This is a genomic window from Streptomyces sp. cg35, assembly GCF_050410835.1.
Lineage (GTDB): Bacteria > Actinomycetota > Actinomycetes > Streptomycetales > Streptomycetaceae > Streptomyces.
The window spans coordinates 8,070,979-8,091,640 of record NZ_CP191268.1 but is presented as its reverse complement, the minus strand read 5'-3'; the positions used below and the strand labels follow the sequence as shown (position 1 = coordinate 8,091,640).

Genomic DNA, 20,662 nt, shown 5'->3' with positions numbered 1-20,662 from the left:
ACGGCACCTTTTGAACAAGGAGATACCCAAAATGGCACCCACCATCGGAATCATTGGCTCTGGTCTGGTCGGCGGCTCCGTCGCTCGTCTGGCTGTCGCCGCCGGCTACAGCGTTGTGCTCAGCAACTCACGAGGCCCGGAGTCGATCGCGGAACTCGTATCGGATCTCGGTCCGCTGGCGCGCGCCGCAACGGTCGACGAGGCGATCGCGGCCGGCGACATCATTGCCCTTCCTGTCCCGCTCGCGAGTTACGCGGCGCTGTCGGCCGACAAGCTGGCCGGGAAGGTTGTCCTGGACCAGACGAACTACTACCCGGAGTTCTGGCGCAACGCCGAACTGGATGCCGGGAAGCTCACGTCAAGTGAACTCGTGCAGCGGCACCTCAAGGACTCCCTGGTCGTGAAGGGCCTGCACAATCTGGACTGGAACCACATGTACTCCAACGCCCGCCCGAAGGGCGACGCCGAGCGGACGACCCTCCCGATCGCTGGTAACGACGCCGGTGCCAAGAAGGCGGTGACGCAGTTCTTGGAGGCGGTCGGCTACGACGTGGTCGATGCCGGCTCGCTCGCGGAGAGCTGGCGGATCGAGCCCGAGACGCCCATCTACTTCTGGCCGTACACCCCTGCCATCCCGGACGGGATCACTGGGGATGAGGAGAAGCGCTTCTACCTCGCACACCCGGTCCCGCCCGTCTCGCCCGAAGCGGCCCGCAAGATGATCGACAGCGCGGAGCGACCGTCACCCGTCGGTGGCACGCTGGCAGGGATGCCCCCCGCCCACGTCGCCATCTTCATGGACCAGGCGAGCGCCAACACCGTGAACAAGTAGCACCCGGGCGTGCCGAGTGCCGTCGTGCGGCACTCCTGCGCTGATTCCTCAGTCCTTCGCTGTCACCGCTCAGGTCCAGACTCGCGCGGCTCTTTTGGGCCAGAGTGCTCAGGGGTGCTCGAACGCCGGATCGGCATGCGGTGGGGCCCTGTCCGCTGGACAGGGCCCCACCGCATGGAAACCCCCGCGCTCGCCGGCCGCACGACACGACACCTCGATGTACAGGGCCGCGGTAAGAGCCGAGGGCCGGCTACCCCACCCCCGCCTGTTGGCGTGCCTCGTCGCGGAAGAATCGAGGAGAAGTCCCGACCACGCGCCGGAATGCCGTACTGAAGGCGCTCTCGGACTCGTAGCCCGTTGCGGCGGCCAGCTCGGAGATGGAGCGGGTGTCACTGCGCAGCGCGTCACGGGCCAGGCTCATCCGCCATTCGATGAGGTAGGTCAGCGGGGCTGTGCCGACCTTGGCTTTGAACGCCGCGGCGAACGCGGACCGTGACATGTGGCTGATCGCGGCGAGCTCGTCGAGCGTCCAGCGCCGGCTCACATCCGCATGCATCGCGCGCAGGGCCGCCCCGATGCCGTCCTCGACCAGTGCCCCGAGCCAGCCGACGGGATGATCGGTCTGATCAGCGTGGACGCGCAGCATGTGGACGAGAATGAGCTGTGCGAGGTGCTCCAGTACAAGGGATCGGCCGACGCCGGCAGATTCCATCTCCGCGACCGTGAGGGCGGAGAGGTTCGACAGGAGTGCTCCGCGCGGGTCGCCGGCCCGGACGAGGACGATGGGCGGCAGCACGTCGAAGAGCGCCGAGGCGTGGGCCTCCTCGAACACGAAGTCGATGCAGCAGACGTAGGTGTCCTCATCGGCCTCGGCGCCGATGCGCACCTCGCCAGCGTTCTCGCTCTCGTGAAAAGCAGTGGCCTGGCTCGGCGTCACATCGAGAATGCTGGCCAGTGTGTAGGACGGCGGGTTGTTGAGCAGGAAGAAGTCGCCCTTACGCAGCAACACCGGCTCGCAGCCGTCGAGGGCCATCCAGCACTCGCCCTCGAGGACGACGCCCAGCTTCACGTGCGGGTAGGGATCGAAGAGGACGGCCCAGGGGGAGGCAGCGTGCACCCGTGCCGGGACGACCGCCTGTGTGCGCAGAAGTCGCAGAACGTCGACGATCGGGTCGCCTGATCCGACAGCCCCATCCCGCCTGGACGATGCGTAATGTTTCCTGGAAGCCACGTTATTCATCATACGCGCGTGCGCTCCTACGGTTGAGCCCATGAGCAACGCACCGACGGTGTCCGCAACGGGCATCAACACCACGGACGGGCTGTCCAGCAAGAACTACAAGATGATCGATGCCCTCGGTCATCAGCTGCGGGTGTACGACGAGGGACCGGCCGACGCGCCGACCCTGGTCATGTTCCACGGCGCCCCGCACAACTCGCTCGAATTCCGCTTCAACGTTCCGGCGCTCGTCCAGGCCGGATACCGCGTGGTCATTCCGGAGCACCTGGGTGCCGGCGGATCGGACCGTCCCGAGGACGTGGAACTCTACTCGGGCCACCACGACTACGAGCGTGCCCTGGCGGTGGTGGACGCCCTGGGCATCGAGAAGTTCTACGTCGAAGGCGGCGACCGCGGAAGCCTCCCGCTGTGGATGCTCGCCGCCCTGAATCCCGAGCGAATCCTCGGTCTCGTCTCGGAGAACGTCAGCCACCTCAACGGCTTCTTCATCGATCCGGCCCTCGATCAGCGCAAGCGGTCGTGGTACATGTCCTACTTCCAGTTCGAGGCTGCGGAAGAGGCGCTTCGCGCGGACGACTGGGCTCTGGCGAGGGAGTTCTTCGACTGGCACCCGGACATGGAGCACATCATCGCGGACTGGGAACGGCCCAACGGCCTGAAGGCCAGCTGGCTCAACTGGTACCACGCGACGGTCAACCCCGACGACGCTCCCAAGGCGGAGCCGCTGCCCGACGTGACGGTGCCCGTGCTGCAGCTCTACTCCATGAACGACCCCTACATCGGCCCGGAGCAGCTGATCACCGGCCGCGAGTTCATCAAGGGTCCCTTCACCCTCAAGCGCATCGGTGGAGCGGGCCACTTCATCGCCCGCAACGCCCCCGACGTGTTCAACCGCGAGGTCATCAAGTGGCTCGGCGACCGCGAGAGTGAGCGTCGCGGCAACTGACGCCGGCCGACATGTCCTGAGCCCGTTCGCGGGACGGGCTCAGGACGACCTGCCCCACAGGGCTGCAGCCCGTCCGCGCGACGGTTGTCCGCAGGCGAGCGGCTCTTGCCGCCGTTCCCCTGCCTGGACGATCCGTAATTCCTCTCGGACTTCACGTTATGGAATGCGTTGACCCATGTCCCTCACTGTGAAGGACATGGGTCGCCCGGACGGCACATACCGAACGACGGACCTCAACTAAGCCCGGCTTCCTGCAGCACTCGCTGCCCAGATCGGCCGAAGCAGGCCGCAGCCACGCTCCTTCAACACCCACATCTTGCCCAGTAAGGAAATACTCGTGTCAAAGTCGCTCGCTGGAAAGACCGCCCTCGTCACCGGAGGGTCGCGCGGTATCGGGCGCTCGATAGCCGAGCGTCTCGCGGAGGAAGGCGCGCTCGTCGCACTCACCTACAACGCCAGTAAGCACGGCGCCGACGAGACGGTCGCAACGATCGAGAAGGCCGGTGGGAACGCTTTCGCAGTCCACGCGGACCTCGTCGACGCGGAGTCCATCCCCCACCTGTTCACGCGGCTCGACGACGAATTCATGCGGCGTAAGGGAACCCGAACCCTCGACCTGCTGATCAACAACGCAGGAAACTCGGGCTGGGGCGGCCTCGCGGACGCCACGCCGGACAGCTGGGACACGATGTTCGCAGTCCACGCTCGCGCGCCCTTCTTCATCGTCCAGTCAGCACTGAGCCGCCTCGCTGATGGCGGACGGATCATCAACGTCTCCTCCGGCGCAGCCTCGCGACCGATGCAGGCGGTCCCCGTCTACTCCATGGCCAAGGCAAGCATCAACAACCTGACGCATGCCCTCGCGATGGAGTTGGGGCCCCGAGGCATCACAGTGAACGCCGTCGCGCCAGGCTGGGTGCGTACCGACATGAACGCGGCCGTCCGCGAGAACGCCGAGATGGCGGCGGCGATCGAGGCGGACACCGCCCTGGGACGTTTCGGTGAAGTCGCCGACATCGCCTCAGTAGTGTCCTTCCTGGCCTCCGACGAAAGCCGCTGGGTGACCGCCCAGGTCATCGAGGCGAGCGGCGGCTACAAGCTCTGACCCCTGCAGAGGCACCGTGGCGAACGGGGGGGGACGGACCGGGCGCGCCTGAGCTGGCCGAGGGTGACCTCTGGCAGCCGCGAAGGCCACGAACAGCGCGGTTGAACCGTGTCCGCCGCTCCGTTCAGCCGGGTCAGCAGTTCAGGCTCTCGTTCGCCGGCCGGCCCGTCTGACTCGGCGTTTTCGGAAACCGGTCGGGCTGCGGCTGCGTGGGCAGCTCCCTGATCGCGGAGCCGGACTGCGATAGGGCACCACGCAGCTGCCGGTTCTCTACGGTCAGTTGGCTAGTGCACGGACGAGGCGCTCGATGTCAGTGCGCAGTTGGCACAGCTCCGCTGCGTCCTTGGGGAGCGTTACTGGTTGTGATCAAGGAGTGGCTCGTCTGACCTCTTGATCCAGATCATCGCGGCGCGGAAGTGGAGGCCAGCGAGGTAGCTTCCCTCGCACTCGTAGCGGGTGGCGATGCCTCACCACACTCACCGGCTGGCCTTTGGCAGGGCGGAATGGGGGAGCTCCACGAGCGGTCAACGAGGAGGTGGTTGGCGGCGAAGCCGAAGAAGGCCGCGCCGGTGACCTGTTCGAGGCGGCGGCGGAACGCGGGGCGTTGGATGCGGTCGCTCAGAACCGAGGCGGCACGGGAGAGGAACCAGTACCAGGCAGCCAGCTCGACCAGATCAATGACGGTGATGAACAGCGTCGCACTGAACACCAGCGCGTCTTGTGGGACGAACTGCGGGATTTGTAGAGGCCGACGTCGTGGCCGATGGGCCGACCGCCCTTCCTGCGCTTCTTCTTTCGGTTGGCGGCTGGGTCCCTCTTCTCCGGGATGACTGCTTTGATACGACGTCTTCGAAGAAAGACGCGGTTACCGCGGGACGAGTAAGCCTTACCTGCGGCGACTGCATCGGGTCGGGTGCAGGGGCGGCCAACAGGATCACGGATGCGCACCATCTTCAGTACGGGGATGAAAGCGGGCTGTCGGCTGCCTGCCCCGCGGTCAGCACGAACGCCAGCGGACGGCATTTGCGGTCGGTGGCGAGGTGGACCTTGCTGGTCTGTCCGCCTCGCGAGCGTCCGAGAAGCGCGGCCTTCAGGCGGAGCTTGCGTCTGCGCCGGATGCCCCGCCGTTCTTCCTGCTCCGAGCCGTCCGCGACATCCTTCCCGACTTGTTCTGCCCGGCCGCCCCTTACGAGATGATCACGTTCGTGTGCGGGGTCGAGCTGGTCCGTTGATGAGCTTGTCGCCCGGCCGTCGATCCCTCGCATCGGCCACAAGACAGGGCATGAGGCCACCTGGGTTCATGCCGTAGTTCACGACCGAGGGGCCCCGACCGCTCCGGGAGCTGACGCTGTGCCCCAGAGCTGAGCACCGGTCCGGTGCAGTATGCGGTCGCGACGTGCATCCCCATCGCAGCAGGTGCTTGACACCGACCGCCGATCGGTACTGACGTGGGACCACCACCACCGATCGCGCCGCCTGATGATCCGTCACCAAAGTCAGCATCAGGTCGGCAACAGCACCGCTCAGCCCCGCTGCAGACCGCCCGGGACCGCCAAGATCTACAACCGGGCATAACCAATCCGACCAGGCAAGACGCAGGTCAGAGCAACAACCGCTCACGTCACTCGGAGGTACCGATGAGAATGTTGATCAATGTGGCCGAGACTGTCGTCACCGATGCGCTGCGCGGCATGGCGGCCGCCCACCCCGAACTGACCGTGGACGTCGACAACCGGGTGATCCTGCGCCGGGACGCGCCGGTCGCCGGGAAAGTGGCGCTGGTGTCGGGCGGCGGGTCCGGGCACGAGCCGCTGCACGGGGGGTTCGTGGGCCCGGGGATGCTCTCCGCGGCCTGTCCCGGTGAGGTGTTCACGTCGCCGGTGCCCGATCAGATGGTGCGGGCCGCCGCCGCGGTGGACAGCGGGGCGGGCGTGCTGTTCATCGTGAAGAACTACACCGGTGACGTGCTCAACTTCGACATGGCGGCCGAACTCGCCGAGGACGAGGGCATCCAGGTCGCCAAGGTGCTCGTGAACGACGATGTCGCGGTGACCGACAGCCTGTACACAGCCGGACGGCGCGGGACCGGCGCGACCCTGTTCGTGGAGAAGATCGCGGGCGCCGCCGCCGAGGAGGGGCAGCCGCTGGAGCGGGTCGAGGCGATCGCCCGGCAGGTGAACGCCGCCGCGCGCAGTTTCGGCGTGGCGCTGAGCGCGTGCACCACGCCCGCGAAGGGGTCGCCGACGTTCGATCTGCCCTCCGGGGAGCTGGAGCTGGGCATCGGCATCCACGGCGAGCCGGGGCGCGAGCGGCGCCCCATGATGACGTCCGGGGAGATCGCCGACTTCGCCGTCGACGCCGTGCTGGAGGACCTGAACCCGAAGAGTCCGGTACTCGTCCTCGTGAACGGCATGGGGGCCACCCCGCTGCTGGAGCTGTACGGCTTCAACGCCGAGGTGCAGCGGGTGCTCGCCGAGCGCGGGGTGCCGGTCGCCCGCACCCTCGTCGGCAACTACGTCACGTCCCTCGACATGGCCGGCGCCTCCGTCACCCTGTGCCAGGTGGACGAGGAACTGCTGCGCCTGTGGGACGCGCCGGTCAGCACGGCCGGTCTGCGCTGGGGCATGTGACGGCCGGCGCCCTCGTCAACGTACCTACCACGCAAGGAGACCATGTGCTCGACGCCGATTTCTTCCGGCGCTGGATGGCGGCGACCGCGGCCGCGGTGGACCGCGAGGCCGCCCGGCTCACCGAACTCGACTCGCCGATCGGCGACGCCGACCACGGCAGCAATCTGCAGCGCGGCTTCACCGCCGTACGGGCCGCCCTGGACAAGGACGCGCCCGCGACCCCGGGGGCCGTGCTCACCCTCGCCGGGCGGCAGTTGATCTCCACCGTGGGCGGCGCGTCGGGGCCGTTGTACGGCACGCTGCTGCGGCGCACCGGCAAGGAGCTCGGTGACGCGGCGGAGGTGAGCCAGGCCGAGCTGGCCGGGGCGCTGCGCGTCGGGGTGGACGCGGTGGCCGCGCTCGGCGGGGCGGCGCCGGGTGACAAGACGATGCTGGACGCCCTGGTGCCGGCCGTGGACGCGCTGGTGGGCGGTGACTTCGCCGCGGCGCGGTCGGCCGCCGAGCACGGCGCCGAGGCGACGACTCCGCTCCAGGCCCGCAAGGGCCGGGCGAGTTATCTGGGCGAGCGCAGCATCGGGCACCAGGATCCCGGGGCGACGTCGTCGGCGCTGCTGATCGGCGCGCTGGCCGAGGCCGCGGGGGACGCCGCGTGACCGCCCCCGACAAGGCCGTCGGCATCGTGCTGGTGTCGCACAGTCAGGACGTCGCCGAGTCCGTGGCGCGGCTGGCGGCCGGACTCGCCGGGGGCGGCGACACCGCCCCGGTGGCCGCGGCGGGCGGCACGGAGGACGGCGGTCTCGGTACGAGCGCGGAGCGGATCTCGGCGGCGGCCGCGCAGGTCGACCGCGGCTCGGGGGTCGCGGTCCTCGTCGACCTCGGCAGTGCGGTCCTCACCGTGAAGGCGCTGCTCGCCGAGGGCGACGAACTCCCCGACGGCACACGCCTGGTGGACGCCCCGTTCCTGGAGGGCGCGGTCGCCGCCGTGGTCTCCTCCTCGGCCGGGGCGGACCTGGACGGAGTCGTGGCGGCGGCATCGGAGGCGTACACGTACCACAAGGTGTGACGACAGGACCCACGGGCAGGTCGCGGCGGACGTCCGCGGCCTGCCGGGGAACCGGTCGCATGGACGCGTCAGTGCGCGCGCAGCAGCTTCCTCGCCGCCGCCTCCCCCGCCGCGACGGCCGAGCGGTGGCTCTCGATGGGGCGGGCGGTCGTCCCGGGGAAGAGGATGTACGTGACCTCGCCGGCGGCGCCGCCGCGCACCGGGTGCGGGTTGATGCCGAGGGCGCGGGCCGCGGCGTACGAGGCCTCCCCGATCAGGTCGCTCGGGCCGGTGTCGCCCACGACGGCGTACAGGACCTTCCCCCGGTGGACGATCGCCGCGACGGTGCCGCCGCGGATGCCGGAGCGGGCCGGTTTCCAGATGCGGCTCGCGCCGGGCACGACGACGTAGGGCAGTCGCTCGGCGCTCAACTGCCGTCCGTCGGACTGCTGGTAGGCCGTCTTGTTGTAGAAGAGCGGGTCGGTGCGGCGGTTGCAGTGCCGGCCCGCGCGGCCGTCGCAGTCGACGTCGAGGTCGGCCTTCCAGTGGACGGCGCCGTGCTTGCCGCAGACCGGGATGTTCGCGCGGGCACCGTCGTCGCTGCGGTAGCGGCCGTGGGAGATCTGCCGGCAGCCGCGCACGGCGGCGAGCAGGTCGGCGGCGCGGACCCCGCCCTCCCGGGCGGCGGGCGCGCTGCCCGGATCCGCGGGGGCGGCCAGCCGGGCGGCCGTCGCGGGCAGGGTCGCGGGGGCGAGGAGGGCCGCGGCGCCGCAGACGGCGGCGAGCGTCAGGAAGCGAGGGTGCACAGGGAGATGCCTTCGGTCGGGGACATGGACGAGCGGGGACAGCGAACGGACGTGGACCACCAATCTGTGCCCCGCCGACGAGGGCGGCCACCGGTCGGGGGCCGGATGGGCCCGTACGCCCCCTTGTTGAGGACCCGTCACTCGTGCCATACAGGTGCCATACAGGTCTGTACCAATCCGGTCCGAGCGGAAGGCACCCGCCCGTGCGACGCGTCCCCTCACGCACCCTGCTCCCCCGCGCGGCCTGCGCCGCCGCGCTGCTGACGACGCTGACCGGCTGCGGTCTGCTGACGGACACAGACGGCGGGTCCGACGGACCGGCGCTGTCCGAACCGGTCGGCGTCACGGCCCAGGCCGGCAGCGCGACGTCCGTGCACGTCATGTGGAACCGCCCGGTGAGCACCGCGGACATCACCACGTACGAGGTGTACCGGGGTGCGGTGCGGGTCAGGAAGCTGCCCGCCGAGCAGCACATGGTGGACGTCACCGGCCTGCGCGCGAAGTCCCGTTACGTGTTCACGGTCCGGGCCCGCGGCAAGGACGGCACCCTCGGCCCCGCGAGCCGCCGCGTCACGGTCACCACCCCGGCCGCCGTCACGGCGGACCGGTCCGCGCCGACCCGGCCGGGCGGACTGCGCGGGGAGGCGGACGGCGCGCGGGCCGTGTCGCTGACCTGGCGGCGGGCGACGGACGACAAGGGCGTCGTCTCGTACGACGTCTACCAGGGCACCACGAAGATCCACAGCGTCGGCGGTACGCAGACGCGGGCGCTGCTGACCGGGCTGCGGCCCGGCACCGCCTACGCGTTCAGCGTGCGGGCACGCGACGCGGCCGACAACGTCTCCCCCGCGAGCGACACCGTGCGGCTGACCACGGCGCAGGGCAAGGACGAGGGACCCGGGACCGCGCCGGACGACTTCCGCGCGACGACACGGCGAGCGGACGGCGCCTACTACATCGATCTGGCGTGGACGCCGCCGGACACCGGGGGCGAGGTCCCGGCGTACCAGGTGTTCCTGGACGGGCGGCAGGCGACGACCGTGATGTGGGGCGAGAGCGCCCCGTCGGACGCGGCGAAGTACAGCTTCTACATCGGCGAGGACGCGGGAGCCCGGCACCGGGTGAAGCTCCGGGCGCAGCTGCCGGACGGGACGTGGGGCGCGTTCTCGCCGGAGCGCACGGTGACGACGGGGCGATAGGTCCCGGTGGGCCGGACGATGGAACGCGTCACCTGCCCGGCTGCGGTCGGCATGCGGGGGCTGCCGTACGCACCTTGAGTGAGCGTCAGGCAGCACGGGCTTTGCCGACTCGGGCGGGGCAATGGACGTACCGCCTCCCGTGCCGCCGGAGGGCAGACATCATGCGCACCACTTCGCTTCTCGCTCGCTGCGGTCTCACGCTCGCGGCCGCGGCCGCCGTGCCATGGGCTGCGGCCCCGGCGCACGCCGCCGGGATCGACGTCAGGTCCAGCGGTTCCACGGTGACCGCCACCACGACCGCGTGCCAGAACGGCGGCAACGCCTCGCTCCTGGCACCCGGTCAGGGCAGCTTCGCCCAGGGCAAGCAGACGCCTCTCAGTTCGGGCACCGCCTCGTGGCAGGGCCTCAGCTCGGGCACGTACCAGGTGGTGATCGCCTGCGCCGACGGCTCCACGGTGGGTCCCGCGTCGGTGACCGTCACGGCGAGCCCGACCATCTCCGCGACGTCCAGCCCCATCGGCGGTGTCCGGGGCGGGCTCGGCGGGGCGGTGCAGGACTACGGGACGCTCACCTTCGCCGCGGGCGGGACGCTGGTCGCCGCCGCGGCCGTGGGCGGCGTCTGGTACCTGCGGCGCCGCGGCACGGGGCAGCGCACCTGACCGCTCCCCCGCGACCGACGACGGCCGCCGCCCGCACTCCGGGTGGCGGCCGTCGCCCGTGCCCGGCCCTCTTGTGGGCGCGGCACGCCCCGGCTTACCGTCCCCGGAGCCGTGTGATCGTCCGCGAACGTCCTTGGGGGCAGCGTGAGTTCAGGTCCGGTGGGGGTCGCCGTCGTCGGGGCGGGCGTGATCAGCGAGCAGTACCTGCGGACGCTGTCCGCGTTCGCCGACGTCACCGTCCTCGCCGTCGCCGATCTCGACACACGCCGCGCGGAGGCCGCCGCGCGCGCCCACGGCGTCCCGGTCGCCGGGGACGTGGACACCGTGCTGGCCGTCCCCGAGGTCGAGCTCGTCGTGAATCTGACGGTGCCGGCGGCCCATGTCGAGGTGGCCGAGGCCGCGGTGCGCGCGGGCAAGCACGTGTACGGCGAGAAGCCGATCGCGCTGCTGCCGGGCGAGGCCGAGAAGCTGCTCGCGGAGGCGGCCGAGCGGCGGCTGCTGGTGGGCAGCGCGCCGGACACCTTCCTCGGGGCGGGGCTGCAGTCCGCGCTGCGGGCCGTCGCGGCGGGGCACATCGGGGCGCCGGTCGCCGCGTCGACGGCGCTGCGCAGCCTGGGTCCCGAGGGGTGGCATCCGGACCCGGCGTTCTTCTACCAGCCGGGCGCGGGGCCGCTGTTCGACCTCGGCCCGTACTACCTGACGGCCCTGGTGGCGCTCTTCGGCGGGGTGGAGCGGGTCGCGGCGTCGACGCGGCGGGCCCGCGCACAGCGGTCGGCCGGGTCGGGCCCGGCGGCCGGGCGGTCGTTCCCGGTGGCCGTCCCCACGCACGTCTCGGCGCTGCTCGACTTCGCCGCGGGGCCGACGGCGACGTCCGTCTTCAGCTGGGACTCGGCGCGCCCGCACATCCACTTCGAGGTCGTCGGCACGGAGGGCACGCTGTCGGTCCCCGACCCCAACACGTTCGGCGGCCCGCTGCGGCTGCGCCCCAACGGCGCGTCCGACTGGACCGAGCTGCCCGTACGGGGCCGCACGGACGGCCGCGGTCTCGGCGTCGTGGACCTGGCGCGGTCGATCCGCACGGGTTCCGCTCCGCGGGCGTCGGGGGCGCTGGCGCTGCATGTGCTGCAGACGATGACGGCGGTGACGGACTCGGCGGAACGCGGGGCGTTCGCGGTGCTCCCTTCGCAGGTGACGCGCCCCGAGCCGCTCCCGGCGGACTGGGACCCGGCCGGGGCGGAGCTGTGAGCACTGCCGCTCCTCAGTCGTCGGCGGGGCCCGTGCGCAGTTCCGCCACGGTCCTCTCCAGCCACTCCACCCAGAAGGTCTCCAGGTCGATCCCGGCGCGCAGCACCGCATGCTGCAACCGGTCCGCCGTCGTGTCCTTCTCCGGCGGGAAGTCCCGCTTCTCGATGTCCCGGTAGGTCTCCAGCTGCTGCCGGTGCAGGTCCAGATGACGGCTCAGCTCGCTGTCGATGCCGTCCGTGCCGACCACCGCGGCGGAGCGCAGCCGCAGGAACAGCGGGTCGCGCAGCGTCTTGGGGTCCTGGGGGGCGGCTGTCCAGCGAGCGAGTTCGGCGCGGCCCTCGGGCAGCACCTCGTACTCCTTCTTCTGACCGCGCGCGGGGACCGGGGAGGGCAGCGCGCGGATCAGCCCGTCGCGCTCCAGTTTGCCGAGTTCCCGGTAGATCTGCTGGTGCGTGGCCGACCAGAAGTAGCCGATCGACCTGTCGAAGCGGCGGGTCAGTTCGAGCCCCGACGACGGCTTCTCGAGGAGGGCCGTCAGGATCGCGTGCGGCAGTGACATGTCGACAGAGTAGGTGAGGGCGGTCACGTGGCCGGCGGGCCCGGCCGCGTGACCGCCCGGTCTCAGAGGGCCGCCGCGACCTCGGTGCCCTGCTTGATGGCACGCTTGGCGTCCAGTTCGGCCGCGACGTCGGCGCCGCCGATCAGGTGGGGCGTGCGTCCGGCGGCGACCAGGTCGTCGTAGAGCGTGCGGTGCGGTTCCTGGCCCGCGCACAGGACGACCGTGTCGACGGGGATCAGCGCCGGCTCGCCGTCGACGGTGATGTGCAGGCCCGCGTCGTCGATCCGGTCGTACGTGGCGCCCGCGACCATCGTGACGCCGCGGTGGCGCAGCTCGGTGCGGTGGATCCAGCCGGTCGTCTTGCCGAGGCCCGCGCCGACCTTGGACGTCTTGCGCTGGACGAGGTGCACCTGGCGCGGCGGCGCGGGCCGCTCGGCGCGCTTGAGGCCGCCGCGGTCGGCGTAGTCCATGTCGACGCCCCACAGGCGGAAGTACGTCGCCGGGTCCTGGCTCGCCTTCTCGCCGCCGTCGGTGAGGTACTCGGCGACGTCGAAGCCGATGCCGCCCGCGCCGATGACGGCGACGCGGTCGCCGACGGGCGCGCCGTCGCGCAGCACGTCGAGGTAGCTGACGACGCTGGGGTGGTCGACGCCGTCGATGACGGGGGTGCGGGGGGTGACGCCGGTGGCGACGACGACCTCGTCGTACGCGGCGAGCTCGTCGGCGTTCACGTAGGAGTTCAGCTCGACGGTGACGCCGTGGAGTTCGAGCTGCGTACGGAAGTAGCGCAGCGTCTCGTCGAACTCCTCCTTGCCGGGCACCTTGCGGGCGACGTTCAGCTGTCCGCCGATCTGCCCGGCGCCGTCGAAGAGGGTGACGTCGTGGCCGCGTTCGGCGGCGGAGACGGCGCAGGCGAGGCCGGCCGGTCCGGCGCCGACGACGGCGACGCGCTTGCGCGTCCTGGTGGGCGACAGGACGAGTTCGGTCTCGTGGCAGGCGCGCGGGTTGACCAGGCAGGAGGTGATCTTGCCGCTGAAGGTGTGGTCGAGGCAGGCCTGGTTGCAGCCGATGCAGGTGTTGATCGCCTCGGAGCGGTCGGCGGCGGCCTTGTTCACGAAGTCCGGGTCGGCGAGCATCGGCCGTGCGAGGGACACCATGTCGGCGGCGCCGTCGGCGAGCAGTTCCTCGGCGAGTTCCGGGGTGTTGATGCGGTTGGTGGTGACGAGGGGGACGGACACCTCGCCCATGACCTTCTTGGTGACCCAGGTGTACGCGCCGCGCGGCACCGACGTCGCGATGGTCGGGATACGGGCCTCGTGCCAGCCGATGCCGGTGTTGATGAGGGTCGCGCCGGCCGCCTCGATCTCCTTGGCGAGGTGCACGACCTCCTCCAGCGTGGAGCCGCCGGGCACCAGGTCCAGCATGGACAGGCGGTAGATGAGGATGAAGTCGGGGCCGACGCGCTCGCGGACGCGCCGCACGATCTCCACGGGGAAGCAGATGCGGTTCTCGTACGAGCCGCCCCAGCGGTCGGTGCGCCGGTTGGTGTGGGCGACGATGAACTCGTTGATGAGGTAGCCCTCGGAGCCCATGACCTCGACGCCGTCGTAGCCCGCCGACTTGGCGAGTTCGGCGGCGCGGGCGAAGTCCTCGATGGTCTGCTCGACGTCGGCGTCGCTCAGCTCGTTCGGGACGAACGGGCTGATGGGCGCCTGGATCGGGCTCGGCGCGACCAGGTCCTCGTGGTAGGCGTAGCGGCCGAAGTGCAGGATCTGCATGGCGATCTTGCCGCCCGCCGCGTGCACCGCGTCGGTGACCTCGCGGTGCTGCTCGGCCTCCGCCTCGGTGGTCAGCTTGGCGCCGCCGCCCCAGGGGCGCCCGGCCTCGTTCGGGGCGATGCCGCCGGTGACCATGAGGCCGACGCCGCCGCGGGCGCGGGTCGCGTAGAACTCGGCCATCCGCGCGAAGCCGTTCTCCGCCTCCTCCAGGCCCACGTGCATCGAGCCCATCAGGACGCGGTTGGGCAGGGTCGTGAACCCCAGGTCGAGCGGGGCGAGCAGGTGCGGGTAACGGCTCATGGGGCCCTCCGTGCGCGGCGAACGTCGTCACTGTTGTAGACGACCCCGAACCCCTTTTGCAACAAGTTGCAAAAGAGAGCTGCGCCACGCAAGGCAAGCCTTACCGGACCCTTCTAACCCTCGTCGGCGACCTCGGCCACCCACCCGTACGGCAGCTCCTCGCCGTCGACGGTCAGCGCCTCGACGGTGCGGGTGCGCGGGTCGATGTCGGCCTGCACCCCCTCGCCCTCGTAGCGGGGATAGCCGGACTCCCCCGTGCCGCCGGTGGCGGTCACCGGCACGGACCGCAGGGGGTTGCCGTGATCGGTGCGGCCCTCGGCGTCGGTCAGCCGGGGTTTGAGGACGACGGTGTAGCGGTCGGGCACTTCCGGCGAATGACTCATGCTCCGGAGGCTAGTGCGCGGCGCACGCCCCCGCCCGCCGTACCGCTTCTCGGTTGTAGAGTGCAACGAGCGCTTCGGAAAGGAACCCGCACGTGGCAGACCCCGACCGTCCGGCCGACCGCGAGGCGGCCGTGGAGACCATCCAGCGCGAGCTGACGTCCTTCGCCCGCCGCGCCAGGGCGACGGCGGCCCGGATGCACCCCGAGCTGTCGCTCGTCTCGTTCACCCTGCTCAGCCATCTCGACGAGCAGGGCGGCTGCCGTGCCACCGACCTCGCCGCGCACTACGCCCTGGACAAGTCCACGGTCAGCCGGCAGGTCGGCGCCCTGGAGCGGGCCGGTCTCGTGACGCGGCGCGTCGATCCGGACGACCACCGCGTCCAGGTCCTGCTCCCCACCCCGGCGGGAGCGGAGATCCTCGCGCAGGTGACCGTCAGCCGCCGGCAGATCTTCGGGGAGCGGCTCGCGGACTGGTCCGCACAGGACCTGGCCCGCTTCGCCGCATACCTGGAGCGCTACAACGAGGCGGCGCACGAGGGCTGACTCCTAGGCGTTCAGCAGGAGTTCGGGCGCTCTGGCCGCGCGGAAGCGGGTCGTGCGGCGCAGCCGGAAGCCGAGGGACTCGTACAGCCGGATCGCGTTCGCGTTGCCCGCGCCGGTGTGCAGGAACGGGGTCTCGCCGCGCTCCCGGATCCCGGCCGCGACGGCCCGCACGAGCCGCCCGGCGAGGCCCTGGCCGCGGTGGCCGGCATCGGTGCACACGGCGCTGATCTCGGTCCAGCCCGGCGGGTGCAGCCGCTCCCCCGCCATCGCGACGAGGACGCCCCCGCGCCGGATGCCGAGGTACGTGCCGAGCTCGATGGTGCGCGGCAGGAACGGGCCGGGCCGGGTGCGGGCCACGAGGTCGAGCATCTCCGGCACGTCGGCCGGGGTCAGCAGGGCCGCCTCGGGGTCGTGCGCCGCGGCCACGCTCTCGTCGACCAACTGCACGCCCGCGATGTCCTGCGTCAGCTCCCAGCCGTCCGGCAGGGCGCGGGTCGTGCCCGGCAGCGGCACCTCGGCGCCGGGCCCGGCCAGCGCGGCGAGGTCGGCCCAGTCCTGCGGGCCCGGGTCGTCGGGCAGCGCCAGCCAGGGCGAGACGTCGCGGGGGTAGCGCAGCACCCGGCCGCGCCGCTCGGCGAGGGGGGCGTGCGGTCCGGTCAGCGCGGCGTACGCCGGGTTGTCGAGCGGATGCGCGGTCCCGCCGGGGGCGGGCACCGACGCATGCCCTTCGTACGTCTCCGTCTGCGTCATCCGGACCCTTCTCTCGTGGCTCGGCTCGTGGGCTGCGCTGCCCGGCGCACCATGCCGACCATGGCCGCCACACCATCGAACCCCCAGGTCAGGGCCTCGCATTCCCCAGCACACGGAGTGTTCACGAGGTCGCAACGTGTTCATGCGAACGCAATGCGCCCGTACGGTTCCCGCGTTGCCGAGCGGTGATCGTGGTTGGCATGCTGGCGCGATGCCGTCCACGCCATTGAGTGAACACGTCGAGGCGCTGCTCGCCGACGCGACCGTGCTGCCGATCGTCGCCGCGGGCGATCCCGTCCTGCGCCGGCCCGCCGAGCCGTGGGACGGGCAGCTCTCCGACGCCCTGCTGGCGCGGCTCGTCGAGGCGATGCGCGCCACGATGCACGCGGCGCCCGGCGTGGGCCTGGCCGCGCCGCAGATCGGGCTGCCGCTGCGGCTGGCGGTCATCGAGGACCCGGCGACCGTGCCGGAGGATGTGGCCACCGCGCGCGGCCGCGTCCCGCAGCCGTTCCGGGTGCTGGTCAATCCGTCGTACGAGGCCGTGGGCGAGCGCCGCGCGGCCTTCTTCGAGGGCTGCCTGAGCGTGCCGGGCTACCAGGCCGTGGTCGCCCGGCACGAGCGGGTGCGCCTGCGCGCCCTCGACGAGCGGGGGCGCGCGGTGGACGAGGAGTTCAGCGGCTGGCCCGCGCGGATCGTCCAGCACGAGACGGACCACCTCGACGGCACGCTGTATCTGGACCGCGCCGAACTGCGCTCCCTGGCGTCCACCGGGACGCAGGCGGCGGTGGAGCGCTGGGCCCAGCCCACACCTCGGGCCGCCGCCCGGCAGCTGGGGTTCACGCTCCCCGGATCCGACTGACCGTCAGTCCAGCTGCGGCATCTCGCCCTTGGTCGAGCCGAGGTCGATGACGGAGAACGCGGCGCCCTGCGGGTCACCGACCGCCGCGAACCGGCCGAAGGGGCTGTCCATCGGGCCGAAGTGCAGCTTCCCGCCGAGGCGTTGGACGGTGGCGACAGCCGCGTCGCAGTCCTCGACGGCGAAGTACACGTTCACGTACGACGGCACGTGCTCCGGGAAGTCGTCCGTCATCTGCATGCGGCCCAAGGACGGCTGGCCGCCGAGCTGCCAGACGTTGAAGTCGACGTGCTCGTCCGCCATCTTCTTCACTTCGTACGGGAAGACGGACGTGAAGAAGGCGTCGGTCTTCGCCGCGTCACGGGAGTTGACCTCGGCCCAGCAGAACGCGCCGGGCTCGTTGACCTTCTCGAAGCCCTCGTGCGAGCCGGGCTGCCAGAGGCTGAACCAGCAGCCGGCGGGGTCCTGGGCGGTGACCATCGTGCCGAAGTCGCCGACCTGCATCGGCTCCATCGCCAGGGTGCCGCCCGCGCTCTTGACCTTCTCGGCGGCGGCCGCGATGTCCGACGTGGCGAAGTACAGGTTCCAGGCGGCCGGAATCCCCTCCATGCCCGGCATCTGCGGCGACAGCGCGGCGACGTGCTTGCCGTCCGCGGTCTTCGCCTGCGTGTAGTTGCCGAACTCCTCGGCCCCCGGGTCGTAGGACCAGCCGAACAGTTCGGTGTAGAAGGCCTTCGCGGCCTCCAGGTCCGGGAACATGGCGTCGGCCCAGACGGGCGCGCCTTCGGGCTGTGCGGGCATGACGCGAGACCCTTCCGTCGGGGCCGCCGGGCATGGCGGCCCCGGCGGCGGCACTTCCACGCTAGGCCGACGGCGCGCGCCGCGCCATCCGGACGGAAATTCCTGACGCGACCCTTGACGCGGCTCCGGGGCCGCCCCCACAGTGCTCGTTAATGCGCATTAGTAATGCGCATTAACGATGAGTGCGAGCGAGGGAGCGGCAGGCGTGGAGCAACCGAGGAAGCGGGCGAAGCCCGGGCGGACGGCGGCCCCCGCGGGCCGTACGTCGCGGCCGAGGCAGGCCGAGGTGGCCCGGCTCGCCGGGGTGTCCCAGGCGACCGTGTCCCTGGTCCTTTCGGCGCGCGGCGACGGCAAGGGGCCCACGATCTCCGACGAGACCCGGCAGCGGGTCCTCGACGCGGCCCGCAGCCTCGGCTACGTCCCGGACCCGGCCGCCCGGCGGCTGGCCGCCGCCCGCAACAACCTGCTCGGCGTCTTCAGCTTCACCGCGACCTTCCCGACCGACGTGCAGCACTCCTACTACCCGTTCCTGGTGGGCGTGGAGCAGGAGGCGGCCGCGCGCGGCTACGACCTGGTGCTGTTCACCGGATCCAGCAGGGGCGGCGCGGGGGCCGCGGGCCCGGACGCACTGAGCCGCGTGCGGCTCGCCGACGGCTGCCTCTTCCTCGGACGGCACGTGCCGCGCGCCGATCTGAAGCGGCTCGTCGCCGACGGGTTCCCGGTCGTCCACCTGGGCCGCCGCGAGGAGCTGGAGGGGCTCGCCTGGGTCGGCGCCGACTACGTGAGCGCGAGCTGTGAAGTCGTCGCGCATCTGGCCGGCGCGGGGCATCGCCGGATCGTCCTCGTCCGTGAGGACGACGACGCACCCGCGTCGTCGGACCGTCAGCGGGGTTTCCTCGACGGGCTCGCGGCGGCGGGCGTCGCGGACGGGCCGGACGCGGTGCTGCGCTGCGCCGATCCGGCGCGCGAGATCACGGCGGAGCGGGTGCGTGCGCTCGTCGCCGACGGGGTGACGGCGTTCGTGGCCGAGGAGACCGACACCGGGGCCGCGTGGCGGGCACTGAGCACGGCCGTCCGGGAGGCCGGGCTCTCCTGCCCGCGGGACGTCTCCCTCGGGCTGCTGGGCAGTCCGCCCGCGGATCTTGCCGGGGAGCCGGTGCCGATGGGCTTCGACATCCCGCGGCACCGCCTCGGCGCCGCGGCCGTGCGGCTGCTCGCCGCGCTGGTGGCCGGTGAGGAGGCCCACGAGCCGCTGGTGGCCTGCGAGTTCCGGGCCGGGCAGACCGCGGGAGCCGCCCGCGCCTGACCCCGCGCATCGCCGACTCATCGCCTACGCAAGCCAGTTCAAGCACGATCACAAGGAGCGCAGTGATACCCCAACCGGACATCCTGATCGTCGGTGGCGGCCTCGGCGGAGTCGCCGCCGCGCTCGCCGCCTGCCGTGCGGGACGGCGTGTGGTGATGACCGAGGAGACCGACTGGATCGGCGGTCAGCTCACGGCGCAGGCCGTGCCGCCGGACGAGCATCCCTGGGTGGAGGAGTTCGGCACGACGGCGACGTACCGGGCGCTGCGCGAGGGCATCCGCTCGTACTACCGGCAGTGGTACCCGATGCGGAGCGAGGCGCTCGGGCTCACGTACCTCAACCCCGGCGCGGGGCGCGTCAGCAAGCTGTGCCACGAGCCGCGCGTCGCCCTCGCCGTGCTGGAGGGCATGCTGGCGCCGCACCGGGCGTCCGGGCTGCTGACGGTCCTGACCGAGCACCGGGCCGTGTCCGCCGAGGCGGACAACGATGTCATCACGGCGGTGACGGTACGCGATCTGCGGACGGGCACGCTGCGGACGTTCGCCGCGCCGTATGTCGTCGACGCCACGGAGACCGGTGAACTCCTCGAGCTCGCGGCCGTGGAACACGCCAACGGCGCCGAGGCGCAGAGCGAGTTCGGGGAGCCGCACGCGCCCGCCGAGGCGCAGCCGGACAACCAGCAGGGCATCACGGTGTGCTTCGCGCTCTCGCACCACGAGGGCGAGGACCACACGGTCGACCGGCCCGAGACGTACGACTTCTGGCGCTCCTACCGGCCCGGCTTCTGGCCCGGTCCGCTGCTGGGGTTCCAGGCGCCGGACCCGCGGACCCTGGAGCCGGTGCCCCGCACGTTCGTGCCGAACCCGGACCTCGACCCGCTCGCGGTCAGCGCCGACCAGAGCGCGGACGCCGGGGACAAGGAACTGTGGGGGTTCCGCCGGATCCTGGCCCGGGGGATGCACCGGCCCGGCGCCTTCGACTCGGACATCACGCTCGTCAACTGGCCTTTGAACGACTACTGGTTGAAGCCGTACATCGGCCAGGAGGCGGAAGCGCTGCGCGAGGCACGGCAGTTGTCGCTGTCCGTTCTGTACTGGTTGCAGACCGAGGCCCCGCGCGCCGACGGCGGCACCGGCTTCCCCGGACTGCGCATCCGGCCCGATGTCACCGGCACCGCGGACGGTCTCGCCAAGTCGGCGTACGTGCGCGAGTCGCGGCGGATCAAGGCGGTGACGACCGTCGTCGAGCAGGACGTCGCCATCGACGTCGTCGGCCCGTACGGCACGAAGCACTACCGCGACTCGGTCGGTGTCGGCGGCTACCGGATCGATCTGCACCCCTCGACCGGGGGCGACACGTACATCGACATCGGTTCGGTGCCGTTCGAGATCCCGCTGGGCGCGCTCGTGCCGCGGCGGGTGCGCAATCTGCTGCCGGCCGGCAAGAACATCGGCACCACCCACATCACCAACGGCTGCTACCGGCTGCACCCCGTCGAGTGGAACATCGGCGAGGTCGCCGGCGCCCTCGCGGCGCACTGTCTCGCCGAGGGCCTGGAGCCGCAGCAGGTGCAGGCCGAGGACAAGCACGTCGAGGAGTTCGGGCGGGTCCTGGACCGGGCGGGCGTGCAGCGGCACTGGCCCGACGTCCGCGGCTACTGACACCGCCCGCTCCCCCTCACTC

Annotated in this window: 21 protein-coding genes and 1 pseudogene; 13 read left to right on the top strand and 9 right to left on the bottom strand. The window is 71.6% G+C overall.

Annotated features, from left to right (window positions below; all coding sequences use genetic code 11):
- Positions 1 to 31: 31 nt before the first annotated feature.
- A complete protein-coding gene (locus tag ACQUQD_RS37360; protein ID WP_428956650.1) occupies positions 32 to 832 on the top strand; it encodes an NADPH-dependent F420 reductase in 801 nt (266 codons plus the stop codon).
- A 250-nt stretch (positions 833 to 1,082) separates the two neighbouring features.
- Here ACQUQD_RS37360 and ACQUQD_RS37355 read toward each other — a convergent pair whose 3' ends face one another.
- A complete protein-coding gene (locus tag ACQUQD_RS37355) occupies positions 1,083 to 2,075 on the bottom strand; it encodes an AraC family transcriptional regulator (RefSeq protein ID WP_428956649.1) in 993 nt (330 codons plus the stop codon).
- Between the two features lie 28 nt (positions 2,076 to 2,103).
- Here ACQUQD_RS37355 and ACQUQD_RS37350 point away from each other — a divergent pair, with 28 nt between their 5' ends.
- Together ACQUQD_RS37350 and ACQUQD_RS37345 are read left to right on the top strand one after the other, a co-directional pair.
- Positions 2,104 to 3,018 carry an alpha/beta fold hydrolase gene (locus ACQUQD_RS37350; protein ID WP_428956648.1) on the top strand — a complete coding sequence of 305 codons (915 nt, stop codon included), beginning with the start codon at positions 2,104 to 2,106 and terminating at the stop codon, positions 3,016 to 3,018.
- 337 nt (positions 3,019 to 3,355) lie between these two features.
- On the top strand, positions 3,356 to 4,123 hold the full coding sequence (locus ACQUQD_RS37345; RefSeq protein WP_428956647.1) for an SDR family NAD(P)-dependent oxidoreductase: 768 nt from the start codon (positions 3,356 to 3,358) through the stop codon (positions 4,121 to 4,123).
- 400 nt (positions 4,124 to 4,523) lie between these two features.
- Here ACQUQD_RS37345 and ACQUQD_RS37340 read toward each other — a convergent pair whose 3' ends face one another.
- Positions 4,524 to 4,832, bottom strand: coding sequence for a hypothetical protein (locus ACQUQD_RS37340; RefSeq protein ID WP_428957793.1), 309 nt, complete (start codon positions 4,830 to 4,832; stop codon positions 4,524 to 4,526).
- 17 nt (positions 4,833 to 4,849) lie between these two features.
- Positions 4,850 to 5,313: pseudogene (locus ACQUQD_RS37335) on the bottom strand (transposase); the annotation flags it as partial.
- Between the two features lie 447 nt (positions 5,314 to 5,760).
- Between ACQUQD_RS37335 and dhaK the strand changes: the two are divergent.
- The 3 genes from dhaK to dhaM are packed head-to-tail and all read left to right on the top strand — an operon-like array spanning position 5,761 to position 7,816.
- A complete protein-coding gene (gene dhaK / locus ACQUQD_RS37330; protein WP_428956646.1) occupies positions 5,761 to 6,753 on the top strand; it encodes a dihydroxyacetone kinase subunit DhaK in 993 nt (330 codons plus the stop codon).
- Positions 6,754 to 6,797: 44 nt separating this feature from the next.
- Positions 6,798 to 7,406 (top strand): dihydroxyacetone kinase subunit DhaL, encoded by a 609-nt coding sequence (dhaL, locus tag ACQUQD_RS37325; RefSeq protein ID WP_428956645.1) that lies wholly within the window; start codon positions 6,798 to 6,800, stop codon positions 7,404 to 7,406.
- Complete coding sequence (gene dhaM, locus ACQUQD_RS37320) at positions 7,403 to 7,816, top strand: dihydroxyacetone kinase phosphoryl donor subunit DhaM (protein WP_428956644.1); 414 nt, start codon at positions 7,403 to 7,405, stop codon at positions 7,814 to 7,816. Before dhaL ends, dhaM begins: the two co-directional genes overlap by 4 nt.
- Positions 7,817 to 7,884: 68 nt before the next feature.
- On the opposite strand, the gene ACQUQD_RS37315 is transcribed toward dhaM, so the two are convergent.
- Entirely contained in the window at positions 7,885 to 8,601 is a 717-nt protein-coding gene (locus ACQUQD_RS37315) for a glycoside hydrolase family 75 protein (protein WP_428956643.1), read from the bottom strand.
- A 203-nt stretch (positions 8,602 to 8,804) separates the two neighbouring features.
- Between ACQUQD_RS37315 and ACQUQD_RS37310 the strand changes: the two genes are divergently transcribed.
- The 3 genes from ACQUQD_RS37310 to ACQUQD_RS37300 all read left to right on the top strand — a co-directional run bounded on the left by ACQUQD_RS37310 (position 8,805) and on the right by ACQUQD_RS37300 (position 11,704).
- Entirely contained in the window at positions 8,805 to 9,800 is a 996-nt protein-coding gene (locus ACQUQD_RS37310; protein WP_428956642.1) for a fibronectin type III domain-containing protein, read from the top strand.
- 161 nt (positions 9,801 to 9,961) lie between these two features.
- The gene (locus ACQUQD_RS37305; RefSeq protein WP_428956641.1) at positions 9,962 to 10,459 is read left to right on the top strand and encodes a hypothetical protein; all 498 of its coding nucleotides are present in this window, start codon (positions 9,962 to 9,964) and stop codon (positions 10,457 to 10,459) included.
- Between the two features lie 144 nt (positions 10,460 to 10,603).
- Entirely contained in the window at positions 10,604 to 11,704 is a 1,101-nt protein-coding gene (locus ACQUQD_RS37300; protein ID WP_428956639.1) for a Gfo/Idh/MocA family protein, read from the top strand.
- 13 nt (positions 11,705 to 11,717) lie between these two features.
- Here the strand turns inward: ACQUQD_RS37300 and ACQUQD_RS37295 are convergent, their stop codons facing one another.
- From ACQUQD_RS37295 to ACQUQD_RS37285, 3 genes are all read right to left on the bottom strand, one after another.
- Positions 11,718 to 12,263, bottom strand: a complete 546-nt coding sequence (locus ACQUQD_RS37295; RefSeq protein WP_428956637.1) for a PadR family transcriptional regulator — start codon at positions 12,261 to 12,263, stop codon at positions 11,718 to 11,720.
- 62 nt (positions 12,264 to 12,325) lie between these two features.
- Positions 12,326 to 14,341 (bottom strand): FAD-dependent oxidoreductase, encoded by a 2,016-nt coding sequence (locus tag ACQUQD_RS37290; protein ID WP_428956636.1) that lies wholly within the window; start codon positions 14,339 to 14,341, stop codon positions 12,326 to 12,328.
- Positions 14,342 to 14,454: 113 nt separating this feature from the next.
- Positions 14,455 to 14,724: a hypothetical protein gene (locus ACQUQD_RS37285; RefSeq protein WP_428956635.1), complete on the bottom strand. Its 270-nt coding sequence runs from the start codon at positions 14,722 to 14,724 to the stop codon at positions 14,455 to 14,457.
- A gap of 92 nt (positions 14,725 to 14,816) precedes the next feature.
- On the opposite strand from ACQUQD_RS37285, the gene ACQUQD_RS37280 reads away from it, so the two are divergent.
- On the top strand, positions 14,817 to 15,266 hold the full coding sequence (locus ACQUQD_RS37280) for a MarR family winged helix-turn-helix transcriptional regulator (protein WP_428956634.1): 450 nt from the start codon (positions 14,817 to 14,819) through the stop codon (positions 15,264 to 15,266).
- A gap of 3 nt (positions 15,267 to 15,269) precedes the next feature.
- Here the strand turns inward: ACQUQD_RS37280 and ACQUQD_RS37275 are convergent, their stop codons facing one another.
- Entirely contained in the window at positions 15,270 to 16,016 is a 747-nt protein-coding gene (locus ACQUQD_RS37275; protein WP_428956633.1) for a GNAT family N-acetyltransferase, read from the bottom strand.
- Positions 16,017 to 16,227: 211 nt separating this feature from the next.
- Here ACQUQD_RS37275 and def point away from each other — a divergent pair, with 211 nt between their 5' ends.
- The gene (def, locus tag ACQUQD_RS37270; protein WP_428956632.1) at positions 16,228 to 16,875 is read left to right on the top strand and encodes a peptide deformylase; all 648 of its coding nucleotides are present in this window, start codon (positions 16,228 to 16,230) and stop codon (positions 16,873 to 16,875) included.
- Positions 16,876 to 16,878: 3 nt separating this feature from the next.
- On the opposite strand, the gene ACQUQD_RS37265 is transcribed toward def, so the two are convergent.
- Positions 16,879 to 17,673 (bottom strand): VOC family protein, encoded by a 795-nt coding sequence (locus ACQUQD_RS37265; RefSeq protein ID WP_428956631.1) that lies wholly within the window; start codon positions 17,671 to 17,673, stop codon positions 16,879 to 16,881.
- Between the two features lie 286 nt (positions 17,674 to 17,959).
- Between ACQUQD_RS37265 and ACQUQD_RS37260 the strand changes: the two genes are divergently transcribed.
- Positions 17,960 to 18,979 (top strand): LacI family DNA-binding transcriptional regulator, encoded by a 1,020-nt coding sequence (locus ACQUQD_RS37260; protein WP_428957748.1) that lies wholly within the window; start codon positions 17,960 to 17,962, stop codon positions 18,977 to 18,979.
- Between the two features lie 62 nt (positions 18,980 to 19,041).
- A complete protein-coding gene (locus tag ACQUQD_RS37255; RefSeq protein ID WP_428956630.1) occupies positions 19,042 to 20,640 on the top strand; it encodes an FAD-dependent oxidoreductase in 1,599 nt (532 codons plus the stop codon).
- The last annotated feature ends 22 nt before the right edge of the window (positions 20,641 to 20,662 follow it).

Bases quoted from the DNA above. Each gene is read 5' to 3' on its own strand.
- ACQUQD_RS37360 (WP_428956650.1), top strand. From the start codon at position 32: ATGGCACCCACCATCGGAATCATTGGCTCTGGTCTGGTCGGCGGCTCC.
- ACQUQD_RS37355 (WP_428956649.1), bottom strand. From the start codon at position 2,075: ATGATGAATAACGTGGCTTCCAGGAAACATTACGCATCGTCCAGGCGG.
- ACQUQD_RS37350 (WP_428956648.1), top strand. From the start codon at position 2,104: ATGAGCAACGCACCGACGGTGTCCGCAACGGGCATCAACACCACGGAC.
- dhaK (WP_428956646.1), top strand. From the start codon at position 5,761: ATGAGAATGTTGATCAATGTGGCCGAGACTGTCGTCACCGATGCGCTG.
- ACQUQD_RS37305 (WP_428956641.1), top strand. From the start codon at position 9,962: ATGCGCACCACTTCGCTTCTCGCTCGCTGCGGTCTCACGCTCGCGGCC.
- ACQUQD_RS37295 (WP_428956637.1), bottom strand. From the start codon at position 12,263: ATGTCACTGCCGCACGCGATCCTGACGGCCCTCCTCGAGAAGCCGTCG.
- ACQUQD_RS37290 (WP_428956636.1), bottom strand. From the start codon at position 14,341: ATGAGCCGTTACCCGCACCTGCTCGCCCCGCTCGACCTGGGGTTCACG.
- ACQUQD_RS37285 (WP_428956635.1), bottom strand. From the start codon at position 14,724: ATGAGTCATTCGCCGGAAGTGCCCGACCGCTACACCGTCGTCCTCAAA.
- ACQUQD_RS37275 (WP_428956633.1), bottom strand. From the start codon at position 16,016: ATGACGCAGACGGAGACGTACGAAGGGCATGCGTCGGTGCCCGCCCCC.
- def (WP_428956632.1), top strand. From the start codon at position 16,228: ATGCCGTCCACGCCATTGAGTGAACACGTCGAGGCGCTGCTCGCCGAC.
- ACQUQD_RS37265 (WP_428956631.1), bottom strand. From the start codon at position 17,673: ATGCCCGCACAGCCCGAAGGCGCGCCCGTCTGGGCCGACGCCATGTTC.